At 72.3% G+C, this 14,265-nt stretch carries 15 protein-coding genes; 12 read left to right on the top strand and 3 right to left on the bottom strand.

Annotated elements, in window-relative coordinates:
- Nucleotides 1–23 precede the first annotated feature (23 nt).
- Genes ACLJQF_RS08465 through ACLJQF_RS08455 form a run of 3 tightly spaced genes read left to right on the top strand, consistent with a single transcriptional unit; the run spans nucleotide 24 to nucleotide 2,222 of the window.
- The gene (locus tag ACLJQF_RS08465) at nucleotides 24–965 is read left to right on the top strand and encodes a hypothetical protein (protein ID WP_410607661.1); all 942 of its coding nucleotides are present in this window, start codon (nucleotides 24–26) and stop codon (nucleotides 963–965) included.
- The gene (locus ACLJQF_RS08460; protein WP_410607660.1) at nucleotides 962–1,450 is read left to right on the top strand and encodes an ABA4-like family protein; all 489 of its coding nucleotides are present in this window, start codon (nucleotides 962–964) and stop codon (nucleotides 1,448–1,450) included. Before ACLJQF_RS08465 ends, ACLJQF_RS08460 begins: the two co-directional genes overlap by 4 nt.
- On the top strand, nucleotides 1,443–2,222 hold the full coding sequence (locus ACLJQF_RS08455) for a purine-nucleoside phosphorylase (protein WP_410607659.1): 780 nt from the start codon (nucleotides 1,443–1,445) through the stop codon (nucleotides 2,220–2,222). Before ACLJQF_RS08460 ends, ACLJQF_RS08455 begins: the two co-directional genes overlap by 8 nt.
- A gap of 7 nt (nucleotides 2,223–2,229) precedes the next feature.
- On the opposite strand, the gene ACLJQF_RS08450 is transcribed toward ACLJQF_RS08455, so the two are convergent.
- Nucleotides 2,230–3,381, bottom strand: coding sequence for a glycosyltransferase (locus ACLJQF_RS08450; RefSeq protein ID WP_410607658.1), 1,152 nt, complete (start codon nucleotides 3,379–3,381; stop codon nucleotides 2,230–2,232).
- 30 nt (nucleotides 3,382–3,411) lie between these two features.
- Here ACLJQF_RS08450 and ACLJQF_RS08445 point away from each other — a divergent pair, with 30 nt between their 5' ends.
- The 9 genes from ACLJQF_RS08445 to ACLJQF_RS08405 all read left to right on the top strand — a co-directional run bounded on the left by ACLJQF_RS08445 (nucleotide 3,412) and on the right by ACLJQF_RS08405 (nucleotide 12,253).
- Nucleotides 3,412–5,022 (top strand): phospho-sugar mutase, encoded by a 1,611-nt coding sequence (locus ACLJQF_RS08445; protein ID WP_410607657.1) that lies wholly within the window; start codon nucleotides 3,412–3,414, stop codon nucleotides 5,020–5,022.
- Nucleotides 5,022–5,474 carry a flavodoxin family protein gene (locus tag ACLJQF_RS08440; protein ID WP_410607656.1) on the top strand — a complete coding sequence of 151 codons (453 nt, stop codon included), beginning with the start codon at nucleotides 5,022–5,024 and terminating at the stop codon, nucleotides 5,472–5,474. Before ACLJQF_RS08445 ends, ACLJQF_RS08440 begins: the two co-directional genes overlap by 1 nt.
- 310 nt (nucleotides 5,475–5,784) lie before the next feature.
- Complete coding sequence (locus ACLJQF_RS08435; RefSeq protein WP_410607655.1) at nucleotides 5,785–6,213, top strand: XRE family transcriptional regulator; 429 nt, start codon at nucleotides 5,785–5,787, stop codon at nucleotides 6,211–6,213.
- Nucleotides 6,210–6,731, top strand: coding sequence for a hypothetical protein (locus ACLJQF_RS08430; RefSeq protein ID WP_247014731.1), 522 nt, complete (start codon nucleotides 6,210–6,212; stop codon nucleotides 6,729–6,731). Before ACLJQF_RS08435 ends, ACLJQF_RS08430 begins: the two co-directional genes overlap by 4 nt.
- Nucleotides 6,728–7,852, top strand: a complete 1,125-nt coding sequence (locus tag ACLJQF_RS08425) for an MAB_1171c family putative transporter (protein ID WP_410607654.1) — start codon at nucleotides 6,728–6,730, stop codon at nucleotides 7,850–7,852. The genes ACLJQF_RS08430 and ACLJQF_RS08425 overlap by 4 nt, the downstream gene beginning before the upstream one ends.
- A gap of 1 nt (nucleotide 7,853) precedes the next feature.
- Nucleotides 7,854–9,020: an amidohydrolase family protein gene (locus tag ACLJQF_RS08420; protein ID WP_410607653.1), complete on the top strand. Its 1,167-nt coding sequence runs from the start codon at nucleotides 7,854–7,856 to the stop codon at nucleotides 9,018–9,020.
- 129 nt (nucleotides 9,021–9,149) lie between these two features.
- Entirely contained in the window at nucleotides 9,150–9,539 is a 390-nt protein-coding gene (locus ACLJQF_RS08415; RefSeq protein ID WP_410607652.1) for a hypothetical protein, read from the top strand.
- Between the two features lie 34 nt (nucleotides 9,540–9,573).
- Nucleotides 9,574–10,863: a histidine--tRNA ligase gene (gene hisS / locus ACLJQF_RS08410; protein ID WP_410607651.1), complete on the top strand. Its 1,290-nt coding sequence runs from the start codon at nucleotides 9,574–9,576 to the stop codon at nucleotides 10,861–10,863.
- Between the two features lie 55 nt (nucleotides 10,864–10,918).
- The gene (locus ACLJQF_RS08405) at nucleotides 10,919–12,253 is read left to right on the top strand and encodes a hypothetical protein (protein ID WP_410607650.1); all 1,335 of its coding nucleotides are present in this window, start codon (nucleotides 10,919–10,921) and stop codon (nucleotides 12,251–12,253) included.
- Between the two features lie 137 nt (nucleotides 12,254–12,390).
- Here ACLJQF_RS08405 and ACLJQF_RS08400 read toward each other — a convergent pair whose 3' ends face one another.
- On the bottom strand, nucleotides 12,391–13,584 hold the full coding sequence (locus ACLJQF_RS08400) for a sensor histidine kinase (protein ID WP_410607649.1): 1,194 nt from the start codon (nucleotides 13,582–13,584) through the stop codon (nucleotides 12,391–12,393).
- A complete protein-coding gene (locus ACLJQF_RS08395; RefSeq protein WP_410607928.1) occupies nucleotides 13,581–14,228 on the bottom strand; it encodes a response regulator transcription factor in 648 nt (215 codons plus the stop codon). Before ACLJQF_RS08395 ends, ACLJQF_RS08400 begins: the two co-directional genes overlap by 4 nt.
- Between the last annotated feature and the right edge of the window lie 37 nt (nucleotides 14,229–14,265).

The following is a 14,265-nucleotide window of genomic DNA, read 5'->3' as shown; positions in this document are numbered from 1 at the left end:
GACTATCCGTTCTGGGAGGAACCATGACCATCCTTGCCGATCTCCGGCACAGAACGAACACGTGGCACCGGCCGTCCGCGCTCGCGGCCGTCGCGCTGGGGGTGGTGGCGGTGCTGTGCGTCGCGGCCCTGCTGCTCGACCGGCGGACCCTGGCCGGCGCGCCGATCTGGGCGAAGCCGTTCAAGTTCGCGGTCTCCGGGGCGTTCTACTTCGCCACCTGGAGCTGGCTCGTCTCGCTGCTGCCGAAGTTCCGGCGCACGGCGAACGGGCTCACCAACCTCCTCGTCGTGATCTTCGCCGCCGAGTACGTCCTGCTGGTGTTCCAGGCCGTGCGCGGCCACGCGAGCCACTTCAACGTCTCGACCACGCAGGACGCCGCGATCTTCGGCACCATGGCCGCGATGATCGCCGTGCTCTGGATCGCCACCCTGGCGCTCACGGTGCTGGTGCTGTTCACGAAGGTGCCCGACCGCGCGACGTTCTGGGCGGTGCGGGCCGGGGCCGCGCTGTCGCTGGTGGGGATCACGCTCGGCCAGCTGATGACATCACCGACCGCGCAGCAGCTCGCGCAGTGGCGGACCGGCGGGCAGCCGGACCTGGTCGGCGGGCACACCGTCGGGCTCGAAGACGGCGGCCCCGGCCTGCCGATCCTCGGCTGGAGCACGGCCGGCGGCGACCTGCGGATCCCCCACTTCGTCGGGATGCACGCGCTGCAGGCCCTGCCGCTGCTGGCCATCGCGCTGGCGGCGCTGGCTCCGCGGTTCCGGCGGCTGCGCGACGACATCGTCCGCGCCCGGCTCGTCCTGATCGGGGCGGCCGGGTACGCGGGCCTGACCGCGCTGGTCACCTGGCAGGCGCTGCGGGCGCAGTCGATCGTGCACCCGGACGCGACGACGCTCGAGACGTTCGCGGTGCTGGTCGCGGCGGCCGGGCTGGCTTCGTGGGCTACGGTGCGCGTCCGATGAGCCTCTTCGACCTGACCTTCCCCCTGGCCGCGCCGTTCTGGGCGCTGATGATCCTGGCCCCGAACTGGCGGTGGACCGAGCGGATCATGAAGTCGCCGTGGGTGCCGCTGCTGCCGCTCGGGTGCTACTTCGCGCTCGTGCTGCCGCACTTCGGCGAGTGGGGGCGGGCGATGCTGCGGCCCGACCTCGGCGTCCTGCAGGCGCTGCTGGCCACGCCGTGGGGCGCCGGGCTCGTCTGGGCGCACCTCATCGCGTTCGACCTGTTCATCGCCCGGTGGATGTACTTCGAAGGGCGTGCCCGCGGGATCTCGCCGTGGCTCGTCAGCCCGATCCTGCTGCTGACGATCTTCCTGTCGCCGTTCGGGCTGGTGGTGTTCCTGGTGGTGCAGTGTCTTGCGGGGGCCCGCCCCCGCACCCCGGCCGGGAGCCCGCCCCCGGACCCCGGAAGTGGCAAAGTGCCCGGTTACGCTCCCTCGTATGAGTGAACAAGAAGCCGCGAGCGCCATCGCCAAGCGCACCGGCGTCGACGCGCACGACATCGCGGTGGTCCTGGGGTCGGGCTGGCGCCCGGCGGCGGACGTCATCGGGGAGTGCGAGACGGAGATCCCGTTCGCCGAACTGCCCGGTTTCACCACACCCGGCGCGGTCGGCCACGGCGGCACCATCCGCTCGCTGAAGGTCGGCGACAAGAACGTTCTGGTGATGCTGGGCCGGACGCACTTCTACGAGGGCAAGGGCATCGACCCGGTGGTGCACAACGTGCGCACCGCGGCCGCGGCCGGCGTCCGGACGGTCCTGCTGACGAACGCGGCGGGCGGCCTGCGCGAAGGCTTGCAGGTGGGTCAGCCGGTGCTGATTTCGGACCACCTGAACCTGACCGCGCGCTCGCCGATCGTCGGCGCGAACTTCGTCGACCTGACGGACCTGTACTCGGCGCGGCTGCGGGGCATCGCCCGCGAGATCGACCCGTCGCTCGAAGAAGGCGTCTACGCGGGCCTGACCGGGCCGCACTTCGAGACGCCGGCGGAGATCCGGATGCTGCGCACGCTCGGCGCGGACCTGGTCGGCATGTCGACGGTCCTGGAGGCGATCGCCGCCCGCGCGGCCGGCGTCGAGGTCTTCGGCCTGTCCCTGGTGACGAACCTGGCGGCGGGCATGACCGGCGAACCCCTCAACCACGAAGAAGTCCTGGAAGCCGGCCGCGCGGCCGCAACCCGCATGGGCTCCCTGCTCCGAGACCTGGTCACCCGCGCCTGACGCAAGTTCAGGCGAAGGCGGGAAGCTGGGCGGCGACGTCGGCCGGGGATGGCATGGCGGCGACTTCGGCGGCCAAGGTGCGGGCCGCGTCGCGGACCGAGGTGTCCGCGAGGAGGTGGCGGGCCTTCTCGGCGACGGCCTCGGCGGTGATCCCGCGGCCGAGCAGGCGGTCGCCGACGCCGGCCGTGACGACCGCGTCCGCGTTGGTGAACTGGTCCGCGCCCTGCGGCAGCAGCAACTGCGGGAGGGCCGCGCCGAACGCGCCGAGCGTCGTGCCGCTGCCGCCGTGGTGGACCACCAGGTCGACGTGCGGGAGCAGCGCCGCCTGCGGGACCCACGCCTCGAGCCGGACGTTCGCCGGGACCTCGCCCAGCGCGTCCTCGGGCAGCGACGGACCGGTGGCGACCAGGACGTCGACGTCCAAACCGGACAGTCCGGCGATCGCCTCGGTGAGCACGCCCGCGTGCCCCATCGCCGTGCCCAGCGTCAGGTAGACCAGCGGACGCCGCTTGTCGAGCACGCCCGGCGGCAGCTCGCCCGGCTCGCTCCAGCCGACCGGGCGCAGCGGCACCCGGAGGGTGCGCGCCAGGAAGTCCGTGTCCTGCACCGACTCCGGGCAGATGTCGACGAACGGGCCGCCGAACGCCAGGTCCTCGCCGACCTCGATGCCCAGCGAAGCGCCGTGCGCGCGGATCGCGTCCCGGATCTGCGTGGTCATCGGGTCGCCGGTCGACACGCGACCGAACCCGTGCGCCACCACCGGGATCCCGGCCTTGAGCGCGGCGAACGCGCCGCCCGAATTGCCCGCCTCGCTCACCACCAGATCGGGGCGGACGTGCTCGAACAGCGGCAGCAGGTCGGCGACGAACCGTTTCGGCATCAGCTCGCCGAACACCTTCGCGACGACCGGGAAGAGCAGCTCCCGCGGGATGTCTCCCGGCGGGCCGGGCGGACCCCCTTCGCCGAACGCCTGCCCGAACGCGTCCTTGATGGCGAGCCCGGCGGCCGCCGTCTCGAGCCCGGCTTTCGTCAGCTGTGGCAGGAAGTCTTCCGAGGTGGCGAAGACGACGTCGTGGCCCGCGTCGCGCGCGGCGACCGCCAGCGGGACGAGCGGGAAGGTGTGGCCGAAGGACCCCAGTGAGGTGAAGAGTAAGCGCACCTACCCGACCATAGCCCGTAGGCTGTCGCGGTGACATCGGATTCCACCCTGCGTGACGCCGCTTCCCGCTGGATCGCCGCCGACCCGGACCCCGCCACCCGCGCCGAACTCGAGGCCGTGTTGGCCCGCGCGGACAGCGACCCCGGCGCCGCCGAAGACCTGGCCGACCGGCTGGCCGGCCCCCTCGAGTTCGGCACCGCGGGGCTGCGCGGCCCGGTGCGCGCCGGGCCGAACGGGATGAACGTCGCCGTCGTCACCCGCACGACGGCCGGGGTCGCGGAGTGGCTGAAGGCGCACGGGCACGCCGGTGCGCTGGTCGTCGTCGGCCGCGACGCGCGACACGGGTCGGAAGCCTTCGCGACGGCCGCCGCCGAGGTGCTGACCGCGGCCGGTTTCGACGTCAAGGTGTTCGCCCGCCCGCTGCCGACGCCGGTGCTCGCGTTCGCCGTCGGCCGGCTCGGCGCGGTGGCCGGGATCCAGATCACCGCGTCACACAATCCCCCGGCGGACAACGGGTACAAGCTCTACGACGCGACCGGCGGGCAGATCGTCCCGCCGTCCGACGGCGAGATCGAGCGCGCCATCGAGGCCGCGCCGGCCGCCGTCGACGTGCCGCGGGCGCCCGGTGCCGAGGTCGCCGACCTGCTGGACCGCTACCTCGACGAGGTCGCGACCCTGCCGCTGGGGCACGAGCGCGCGGTGCGGGTGGCCGCGACGGCGTTGCACGGCGTCGGCGCCGACACGCTGCAAGCGGCGTTCGAGCGGGCCGGGTTCACCGACCTGCACCTGGTCGGCGCCCAGGCCGCGCCGGACCCGGACTTCCCGACCGTGTCGTTCCCGAACCCCGAAGAGCCGGGCGCGACGGACCTGCTGCTCGCGCTGGCGTCCGATGTGGACGCCGACCTGGCGATCGCGCTCGACCCGGACGCCGACCGGTGCGCACTCGGCGTCCGCGAGCGGGACGGGCGGTGGCGCATGCTGCGCGGCGACGAGACCGGCGTGCTGCTCGGCTCGTACGTCTTGTCCACAGTGGACCGTACGACGCTGCCGGACCCGCTGGTGGCCACCACGATCGTGTCGTCGTCGATGCTCGGCGAGATCGCGAAGGCCGAAGGCGCCCGCTACGCCGAGACGCTGACCGGCTTCAAGTGGCTGGTGCGCGCCGGCGAAGGACTGGTGTTCGCCTACGAAGAGGCGCTCGGGCTGTGCGTGAACCCGGGCTTCGTGCGCGACAAGGACGGCATCGCCGCCGCGACGCTGGCCGCGGGGCTGGCCGCGCAGCTGAAGGCGCAGGGCCGCACGCCGCTGGACGTGCTCGACGAACTGGCGCAGCGCCACGGCGTCCACCTGACCGACCAGGTTTCGCTGCGGGTCACCGATCTCGCCGTCCGCGGGCAGCTGATGGCGAAGGTGCGGGCCACCCCGCCGGCGCGGCTCGGCGGCGTCGACGTCACCCTCGAAGACCTGCTGCCGGACGCCGACGTGGTGCGGCTGACCGGCGACGGCGTGCGTGTGGTCGTGCGGCCGTCCGGGACCGAGCCGAAGCTGAAGGCGTACCTGCAGGTGGTGGCGGGCGCGCGCGGTGCGGCGCAGGAGCGGCTGACGGCGTTGCGGGCGGACGTCGAGGAGCTGCTCGCCTGATGCCGAAGCTGCTGATCGTCCACCACACGCCGTCGCCGTCGACGCAGGCGCTGTTCGAGGCGGTCGTGGCCGGGGCGGCGCACCCGGACATCGAGGGAGTGGAGGTGGTCCGCCGCGCGGCACTGGCGGCCACGGCCACCGACGTGCTCGAGGCGGATGGCTACCTGCTGGGCACGCCGGCGAACCTGGGCAGCATGAGCGGCGCGCTGAAGCACTTCTTCGACACGATCTACTACCCGTGTCTGGACGAGACGCGAGGTCGCCCGTTCGGGTATTGGATTCACGGCAACAGCGACACTTCGGGCACGGAACGACAACTGCTGGCCATCACGACCGGCTTGGCGTGGGCCAAAGCGGCAGAACCCGTCATCACCACGGGTGATCCGGACAAGAAGACCCTCGAAGCCTGCACGGAACTGGGCGGCACGCTGGCCGCCACCCTGATGGACTGACCGCGGAGGGGCAGAAATTAAAGGGGCCTGTCACCGGAAGCCCTGGGGGTCGACCTCCGGCAACAGGCCGTAATCAAGGGATCGCCCGAGGGCGTTCAACCTTGACCTCTGAAGCGTACTACAGACGGCCGATCATGACGAGTCGAAGGCGCGACAACCTCTCGCCTGAGTCGTTCCGTGCACCCCCAGGGCACGGAGAGCCAGGCGAGAGGCGAGCCAACTGTAAACCACTGCATACGACAGCTGTCAACATATGCGTACAGTGGATGTGCGGTTAGACTTTCCGCGGCTGGCTTTCCAGGGGGTGGAGATGGCACGGGAACGCACTTTCGCGGAGCGTCTGAGCGCCCTCATCGAGGCCGCTCGGGTCGATGGCCGCGCACCGCACAGCTACCGGGAGATCTCGGCCGCCGTCGAGCGGGCGGGCGGCCCGGCGATGTCGCCCGCCTACCTGCAGCAGCTCGCCACGGGCAAGCGGGTCAACCCGAAGATCCACTACGTCGAGGCGCTGGCGAGGCTGTTCGGCGTGCCGGTGACGTACTTCTTCGACGAAGAGGCGGCCGCGGCGCCCGGGGGCGAGGCCCAGCTGATGGCGATGCGCGCGCAGGAGCTGTCACCGCAGGGCCGGCGGCAGGTGATGGACCTGCTGGAGCTCGTCGAGCGCTACGAGCGGGCCGAACGCGATGGCCGGAACCCGGCGGACCGCGAGGGCTGGGGCCCGGGGAACACGGCGCGATGAAGGAGCGCGAGCTGCGCCGCCGCTGCCGGAAGCTGCTCAAGGACCTGGACATCGGGCCGCCGCTGGACGTCGAAGTGCTGTGCGCGCGGCTCGGTGAGCGGCGCGGGAAGCCGATCCGGCTGATGGCGTACCCGTTGGAAGTGCCCGGGCCGTTCGGCTGCTGGATCGCGACGGCGGCCGCGGACTACATCTTCTACCAGGCCGAAACGACGAAATCGCACCAGGACCACATCATCCTGCACGAGCTCGGGCACATGCTGGCGGATCACCACCCGCACGGCGACGCCGAGCCGGCGGACTTCCTGCGCGGCCCCGCGACGGATCTTGACCCGGATGCCGTACACCGCGCCCTGCGCCGCTCGTCCTACGATGACGCGCACGAGTGGGAAGCCGAAACGGTCGCGACGATCATCCTCGAATGGGCGTCGGTCCTGAACTACACGATCCCCAGGCGCGCCGCTGACCGGGATCTCCGCCGGATCCAGGGGGCGCTCGGCGATCACCAAGGGTGGTTGTGAGCACACTGTTCAGCCCTGTCAACCTGATCGCACTGGTGCTGTTCGCCGCCGCGCTCGCGTGGCGGATCTACCAGGTGACGCGCGCGCCGACCGTGCCGAACTGGGCCGTCACCGCGTGCGTCGCCGGGTTCGCGGCGGCGTTCCTGCTGCAGCAGCCGGTGCTCTCCGACGACGTCGACGCGCTGCTGGGCCTGGGCGCGTCGCGGGTGGCGAACAACGCGCTGCTGGCGTGCGGCATCTGCGCGCTGGTGATCTTCTTCCTCGGCTCGACGCTGGGCCCCCGCCGGTACCGCCGGGTGGTGGTCGAGCTGATCCCGCTGGTGGCGGCGATCGTGCTGATGATCGTCGCGATGAGCCGGACGCCGCCCGAGCTGCGCGGCCTGCCGCTGGGACCGTCGACGATCCACGACAGCGGGGTCGCGGTCTTCTACCTCGGCGCCGGGCTGTACCTGATCTACGGTCTCCTCGCTTGCACGGCCTGGATCGTGCGATATCTGCGGGTGGCCGACCGAAACCTGCGGATCGGACTGCGGCTGAGTGCGATCGGCATGGCCAGCGCGGCCGTCGGCAGCATCTTCCGCGCGCTGTACATCGTGGTGGCGTGGGGGTTCGGCCCCGTCGTCAAGATCCTGCTGCTGCTCGGCGTGCCGTTCGTGATCGCCGGCGGGATGCTGTTCCTCGCCGGCGTCACCTATCCCGGGTTGCGGGCGCGGGTTTCCGCTCTGCGGCGCCGCCGCCAGCACCGGCGCGAACACGAGACGCTGGCTCCTTTGTGGACGGTCCTGGTCGAGGCGTTCCCCAGCATCGTGCTGCGGACCCCGCCACGCCGCGGTGACCGGCTCTCCCCGCGCGGCATCCACCGCGTGCACTACCGCCGGGTGATCGAGATCCGGGACGGCCTGGTGCAGCTGTCGCCGTACCTGGACGCGGACTTCGGCGAGGTCGTCGCCACCGATCCCGGTGCCGCGGCGGCCGCGCTGAAGACGGCGCTGCGGCGGCACGCGGACGGCGAAGCCAGCGACGGCCGCGCCAAGCAGGTCCTGCCCGCCGGGGCGGACGACATCGAATCCGACGTCCGGCCGCTGCTCGCGCTGTCGGCCGCGATGACGAACGGGAAGTGACGTGGACACCCTGATCACCGCCGGCCGGGTGCTGCCGCGGCCCGCCACCCCGGTCGACGACGGCGCCGTCCTCGTCCGGGACGGCGTGATCGTCGCGGCGGGCCCGCGCGCGGACGTCGTCGCGCAGGCCGCGCCGGACGCGGCCCGGCACGACTTCCCCACCGGGACCGCGCTGGCCGGGCTGTGCAACGTCCACGTGCACCTGGCGTTCGACGCGTCCCGCGAGATGCCGGCCCGCTTCTCCGGAACCGAAGACCTCCTGGACGGCGCGCGCTCGCGGCTCACGGCGATGCTGCGCAGCGGCGTCACGACCGTGCGGGACCTCGGGGACCGCGGGCACCTCGGCGCGGCCGTCCGGCGCTCGTTCGAGGGTTCTCCTGCGCCGCGGCTGCTGGTGTCCGGCCCGCCGATCACCGTGCCGGGCGGGCACTGCCACTTTTTCGGCGGCGAAACGGCTTCCGACGGCGAAATCCGCGCCCTGATCGACGCCAACGCGGCCGCGGGCGCGGACGTGATCAAGGTGATGGCCAGCGGCGGGCAGATCACCGAGGGCGGCGCGGACATGTGGGAGTCGCAGTTCGACGCCCGGCAGCTGCGGGTGATCACCGAGCACGCGGCGTCGCACGGGCTGCCGGTGGCCGCGCACGCCCACGGCGCCGACGCGATCGAGGCCGCCGTCGACGCCGGTGTGTCGACGGTCGAGCACTGCAGCTTCCTGACCGGGCCGCGCTCCTTCGACCGCCGCTCGCACGTCGCCAAGCAGATGGCCACCGACGGCATCTCGGCGTGTTCGACGAGCAGCCGCAACTGGCGGGTGATCGTCGAGAAGCTCGGCGACGACGTCGCGCAGGCGATGTACGGGCGGCTGCCGTGGATGGAGGAGCACGGCGTCCGGCTGCTTTCCGGGACCGACGCCGGCCTGCCGGGCTCGGTGTTCGACGACCCGGTCGGCGCGCTGGAGCTCTACGAATGGCTCGGCTTCCCACGGCGCCGGATCCTGGAGATCGCGACCGAGGACAGCGCGGCCGGGCTCGGCCTCGCCGCGGTGACCGGACGGCTCGAAGCCGGGCTCGCGGCGGACGTCCTGGTCGTCGAAGGCGACCCCCTCGCTTCGCTCGCCGCCCTCCGCAACCCGCTGCTGGTGCTGGCCCAGGGCCGTCCCGTCTGAAGTTCGTGAAGGCCACCTTGAGGAACTTCAAGTTCGTGAAGGTGGCCTTCACGAACTGGGAATGCCGGCTTTGGTGACAGTGTTTTAAAACAGTGTTACAGTCGCCGCACCCTCTTCAAGGAGTCTCCGATGCACGGACCCACCCAGCTGTTCACGGTGATCGCCCTGGTCTCGCTACCGACCGTCATGTACGGCGGCTACGCGCTGATGGGCGTCATGCGCGACCGCAAGCTGACCGAGCACCAGCGCGCGATGTTCCGCGCCGGCCACGCGCACGCCGGCGTCCTGCTGATCCTCGCCCTGGTCGCGCTGCAGATCCTGAGCCGCACGACGCTGCCCGACACGACGTTGTGGATCACCTGCTTCCTGCTGCTGTTCGGCATCCTTGCCCAATCGGGTGGTTTCTTCCTCCACCTGATCCCGAACCGCGGCAAGCTCGGCGGACGCGTGACGTCCGCGGGCGCGGTGTTCCTGGCCGCGACGATGCTGCTCACGGCGTACGGGGTCGCCTTCCCCTGAAAACCCGGATGCGGCCGGTCGTTAAGCTGGGGACGTGCCTGAATACCTGCCGACCGCGCCCTACAAGGGGACCCGGGACTTCCTGCCCGCCGAAATGTCCGTCCGGACGCAGGTGTTCGGTCATCTCTACGACGTCCTCGAGCGCCGCGGCTTCCTCCGCTACGACGGCCCGATCCTCGAGTCGGCCGAGATCTACGAACGGAAGTCCGGCCAGGAGCTCGCCGACAAGCAGCTCTACACGCTGACCGACAAGGGCGGGCGGCGGCTGGCGCTGCGGCCGGAGATGACACCGTCGGTGGCGCGGATGATCGCCGGCAGCGCGAAGTCGCTGTCGTTCCCGGTCCGCTGGTACAGCCACCCGAACTGCCACCGCTACGAGGCGCCGCAGCGCGGCCGCGTGCGCGAGCACTGGCAGATCAACGCGGACATCTTCGGCTCGGACAGCGCCAATTGCGAGATCGAGATCTTCGAGCTGGTGCACGACATGATGGCCGCGCTGGGCGCGACGCCGGACATGTTCGTGCTGCGCGTCAACGACCGGAACCTGCTGACGTCGGCGCTCACCGACGTCGCCGGGGTGTCGGTGGACCACCTGTCCCAGGTGTTCGCGCTGGTGGACCGCTGGGAGAAGTACCCGCGCGAGAAGCTGGCCGAGAGCGCGGGCGAGATCGGGCTGTCGGACAAGCAGTTCGAGAAGCTCGCCGAGACGCTCGACGCGGGCGAGGCGCTGCTCGACGAGATCCCGGCCGCGGTGCGGGAGCAGTCGAACCTGGTGCGCGTGCTGAACAGCAGCGCGGGTTCGCTGGTGAAGTACGAGCCGATCATCGTGCGCGGGCTGGCGTACTACACGTCGACCGTGTTCGAGGTCTTCGACACCTCGCCGGAGAACCGCCGTGCCCTCTTCGGCGGCGGCCGCTACAGCGACCTGGCGTCGATGTTCACGCCGCAGCAGATCCCGGGCATCGGGTTCGGCATGGGTGACGTCACGCTGATCGACTTCCTCGACACGCACGGCCTGACCCCGGCCCCGCGCAGCGAGGTCGACGTCATGGTGATCCCGGTGACCGAGGACCTCTCGGACGCGGCCCGCTCGGTGGCGGCGTCCCTGCGCGGCGCGGGACTGCGGACGTCGACGCCGATCGAGCACCGCAAGCTGGGCAAGGAGCTGACCCGCGCGGACAAGGCGGGCGCGGTCGCGGTGGTGATCGTCGGCCAGGACGACTGGGCCGCGGGGAACGTGACCGTCCGGAGCCTGGCGACGCGGGAGCAGAACCCGGTCGCGATCGCCGACGCCCCGGCGGCGGTGCGGGCGCTGCTGGCGTAAATCGGTTCGGCTCCCCTCCGGCGTCCGGCATCCTGGGCGCCGGAGGGGGAGGCCGATGTTCGAGAAGGAAATGCCCGACCTCGACGTGTTCGCCGTGTTCGCCGCGGGCGATGCCCGGCGGTGGGTGGAGTTCGACGTCGCGGTCCGCAACGCGTGGTGGACCAACCAGCGGTGGTACCGCTTCCGCGGCCACGAGGCGCGTGACCTGGGCCGCGACCCGTCGCGGGCGGTGGTGGCCGAAGCCGCGTGCCACGGCAACGGGCGCATGCGGGAGGTCGCCGTCGAACGGCTGGCCGTGCGCACCGATCCCGAAGCGCTGCCGCTGCTGCTGATCCGGTGCGTCGACTGGGTACGGCCGATCCGGGAGCTCGCCCGGCCGGCCGCTCTGTCCAAATTGGACGAGCCGGCCTTCCGGACGATGCTGCCGCTGATCGGGGTGCTGCGACGGCGGGCCGTCGACGACTGGATGACCACGCTGTTCCGGCGGGCGTTCACGCCCCGGCTGCTCGACGACGCGCTGGCGCTGGAGGACCGGGAGACCCGCCGGTGGGTGCACGCGGAGGCGATCGGGCGGCTGTCGCGCGAGCGGCTGCTCGCCATCGCGACTCAGGACGCCGACTTCGTGGTGCGTGCGACCTGTGGCAACGCGCTGCTCGACCGCGGCGAGTGCGTCGAGGAGCTGCTGGCGGCCGGCGTGCCGAAGGTCCGGATGCGGGCGCTGGCGCTGCTCGGCCCCGACGTCGCCGTGACCCACCTGGCGGATCGGTCGTCGGCGGTCCGGTCGATGGCGCAGGCATTGGTCCTGAAGGCAGGTGGCGACCTGGCGGCGCACTACCGCGCGATGCCGGTCTCCTTCGGCGCGCTCGCGGGGCTCGGCGAGACCGGCACGGCTGCCGACGCCCGGCGCCTGGAGCGTCACCTCGCCGACGACCGGCCCCGGATCCGCCGGGTGGCCGTCCGCGGCCTGCGCCGGATCGCCCCGGAGTCGACGGCGGTGCGGCCACTGCTGACGGACCCGTCACCCGCGGTGACCCGCCAGGTGGTGACGTTCCTGCGCGGGCGGTTCGTCGACCCGGCCACGCTGCAGGCCCTGCTGTCCCCCGCCCACCCGCTCCACACCCGACGGGCGGCCGTGGCCCTCCTCCGCAACCGCGACACCTGGCTGCGCCTGCACACCGACCTAACCCTGCTGCACGATCCCGCCCTCGCCGCCGACGCCCACAACGACCTCCACGCCTGGCTCCACCACTCGGCCGCGACCTACACCACCCCACCCCCCGCCCCTGGCGGCCGAAATCGACGCGGCCTGCACCACCCTCGCCCCGGCCTTGGCCCGCCAAATCCGCTTCGCCCTCCCAAGCCGCCGTGTTTGAAGGGTCGACACGCGTGATTGAGCAGTCGACACGCGTGATTGAAGGGTCGACACGGCGAAGCCCGGCATGCCTCGCCGTGTCGTCGCCCCAATCACACGTGTCGACCCTCGGATCACGCGTGTCGACCCTTGAGTCACGCGTGTCGGCGGTCTGATCACGAGGGGTCGGCGCGGAGGAGGCGGAGGGTGAAGGTTGCGCCGGCTCCGGGGCGGGTGGCGGCCGCGATCGTTCCGCCGTGGCCTGTCACGACTTCGCGGACCAGGGCGAGGCCGATGCCGAAGCGGCGGCCGTCGCCGTCGGAGCCGCGGGCGAAGCGCTCGAAGATGCGGTCCGCGTCGGCGGCGGGGAAGCCCACGCCCGTGTCGCGGACGCGCAGCTCCACGTGCCGCTCGTCGGGGACGCCGAGCCAGACCTCGATCGAGCCGCCCGGCGGCGTGTGGCCGAGCGCGTTGTCCAGCAACGCCGACAGCACCCGCCGCAACGCCGTCGGGACGCCCTGGACGACGTACGGCCGCCGCTCGCGCGTCACCGCCAACCGGACCTGGCCTTGCGAAGCGCGCACCGCCTCCGCCGCCACCGCCTCCTCGGCCAGCACGCCCAGCTCGACCAGCTCCAGCGACGGCCGTTCGCCGCACGCCTGCGCGGACAGCAGCAGGTCCTCGACGACCTCGCCGAGTTCCCGCGTGCCGCGCACCAGCTGGTCGAGTTCCGCCGCGTCGCGGCCGGACGCCCGCCGGGCCAGCAGCTGCGCGCGCGTGTGCAGCCGGGTCAGCGGGGCGCGCAGTTCGTGGGACGCGTCCGCGACGAACGTCCGCTGCCGCCGCAGCGCGTCCTCCAGGGGCCGGATCGCGCGGTGGGCCAGCACCCGCCCGCACCCCAGGGCCGCCAGCAGCGCGAGCACCTCGGCGACGCCGAGCCCGGACACCAGCGACGAGCGGTCCTGGATCTGGTAGCGCTCCTCGAAGAACGCCTGGGAGACGACGCCGCCGCGGTTCTCCACCCGGAACGTGTACGTCATCCCGTCGATCGCCCGCCGTTCGGTGTGGACGTCGCCGGGCGAGGGCACCAGCGCGTTCAGCTCGGGGATCGGCATCCCCGCCGGCGGCGGTCCCGAAGGCGTGTGCGCCCCCGGCGTGAACAGCCAGACGCAGCCGGGCGGGGTCGCGCCGGGGCCGAGCTGGATCGTCCTGGCCAGCAGGCGGTCCGCGTCGGCGTGCTGGCCGGACAGCAAGATCCCGTACGCGATCGCGCCCGCGACGGCCACGAGCAGCGACACCACCACGGAGATCTGCGCGGTGATCACCCACCGCGCCCGCCGCAGGGCCCGCTCCTCGGGTTCCGGGCTCATACCACGCCGATCTGGTACCCCAGGCCGTGCACGGTCCGCACCGCGTCCCGGCCGAGCTTGCGCCGCAGGTAGTACACGTAAGTGTCCACAATGGACTCACCGGTCGAGTCGGCGAACACGCGCGTGCGCAACGCCGCCCGCGGGTGGATCGCCTTGGGCCGCTGGGCCAGCGTTCGCAGCAGCTCGAACTCCCGCCCGGACAACATGATCCGCTCGCCGCGCGGCAACACGACTTCGTGGCGCTGCAGGTCGAGCGCCGCCGTGCCGAGCGGCAGGCACTCGGCTCCTTCGAGGTCGCGGCGGCCCAGCGCACGCAGCCGCGCGAGCAGTTCCTCGGCCTCGAACGGCTTGACGAGGTAGTCGTCCGCGCCGGCGTCGAGGCCCGCCACGCGATCGGCCACCTCGCCGAGCGCGGAGAGCACCAGGACCCGCGTGGTCACCCCGCGGGCCCGCAGCCGCCGCAGCAGCTCCAGCCCGTCGAGCACCGGGAGCCGGCGGTCGATGACCAGCACGTCGTAGTGCCCGGTGAGCCCGAGGTGCAGGCCCCGCTGGCCGTCGTGCGCGGCTTCCGTCTCGTAGCCTTCGTCCGCGAGCAGCTCCCCCAACATGCCCACCAGTTCCCGGTCGTCTTCGACCAGCAGCACCTTCGGTTTCGCCACCCCGTCGCGCACCGATCCATCT

The organism is Amycolatopsis sp. lyj-109 (assembly GCF_046548995.1).
GTDB lineage: Bacteria > Actinomycetota > Actinomycetes > Mycobacteriales > Pseudonocardiaceae > Amycolatopsis.
The sequence above is the reverse complement of the archived record's forward strand: the minus strand, read 5'-3'. Positions and strand labels throughout refer to the sequence as shown.

Bases quoted from the DNA above. Each gene is read 5' to 3' on its own strand.
- ACLJQF_RS08465 (WP_410607661.1), top strand. From the start codon at position 24: ATGACCATCCTTGCCGATCTCCGGCACAGAACGAACACGTGGCACCGG.
- ACLJQF_RS08460 (WP_410607660.1), top strand. From the start codon at position 962: ATGAGCCTCTTCGACCTGACCTTCCCCCTGGCCGCGCCGTTCTGGGCG.
- ACLJQF_RS08455 (WP_410607659.1), top strand. From the start codon at position 1,443: ATGAGTGAACAAGAAGCCGCGAGCGCCATCGCCAAGCGCACCGGCGTC.
- ACLJQF_RS08440 (WP_410607656.1), top strand. From the start codon at position 5,022: ATGCCGAAGCTGCTGATCGTCCACCACACGCCGTCGCCGTCGACGCAG.
- ACLJQF_RS08435 (WP_410607655.1), top strand. From the start codon at position 5,785: ATGGCACGGGAACGCACTTTCGCGGAGCGTCTGAGCGCCCTCATCGAG.
- ACLJQF_RS08430 (WP_247014731.1), top strand. From the start codon at position 6,210: ATGAAGGAGCGCGAGCTGCGCCGCCGCTGCCGGAAGCTGCTCAAGGAC.
- ACLJQF_RS08415 (WP_410607652.1), top strand. From the start codon at position 9,150: ATGCACGGACCCACCCAGCTGTTCACGGTGATCGCCCTGGTCTCGCTA.
- ACLJQF_RS08405 (WP_410607650.1), top strand. From the start codon at position 10,919: ATGTTCGAGAAGGAAATGCCCGACCTCGACGTGTTCGCCGTGTTCGCC.
- ACLJQF_RS08400 (WP_410607649.1), bottom strand. From the start codon at position 13,584: ATGAGCCCGGAACCCGAGGAGCGGGCCCTGCGGCGGGCGCGGTGGGTG.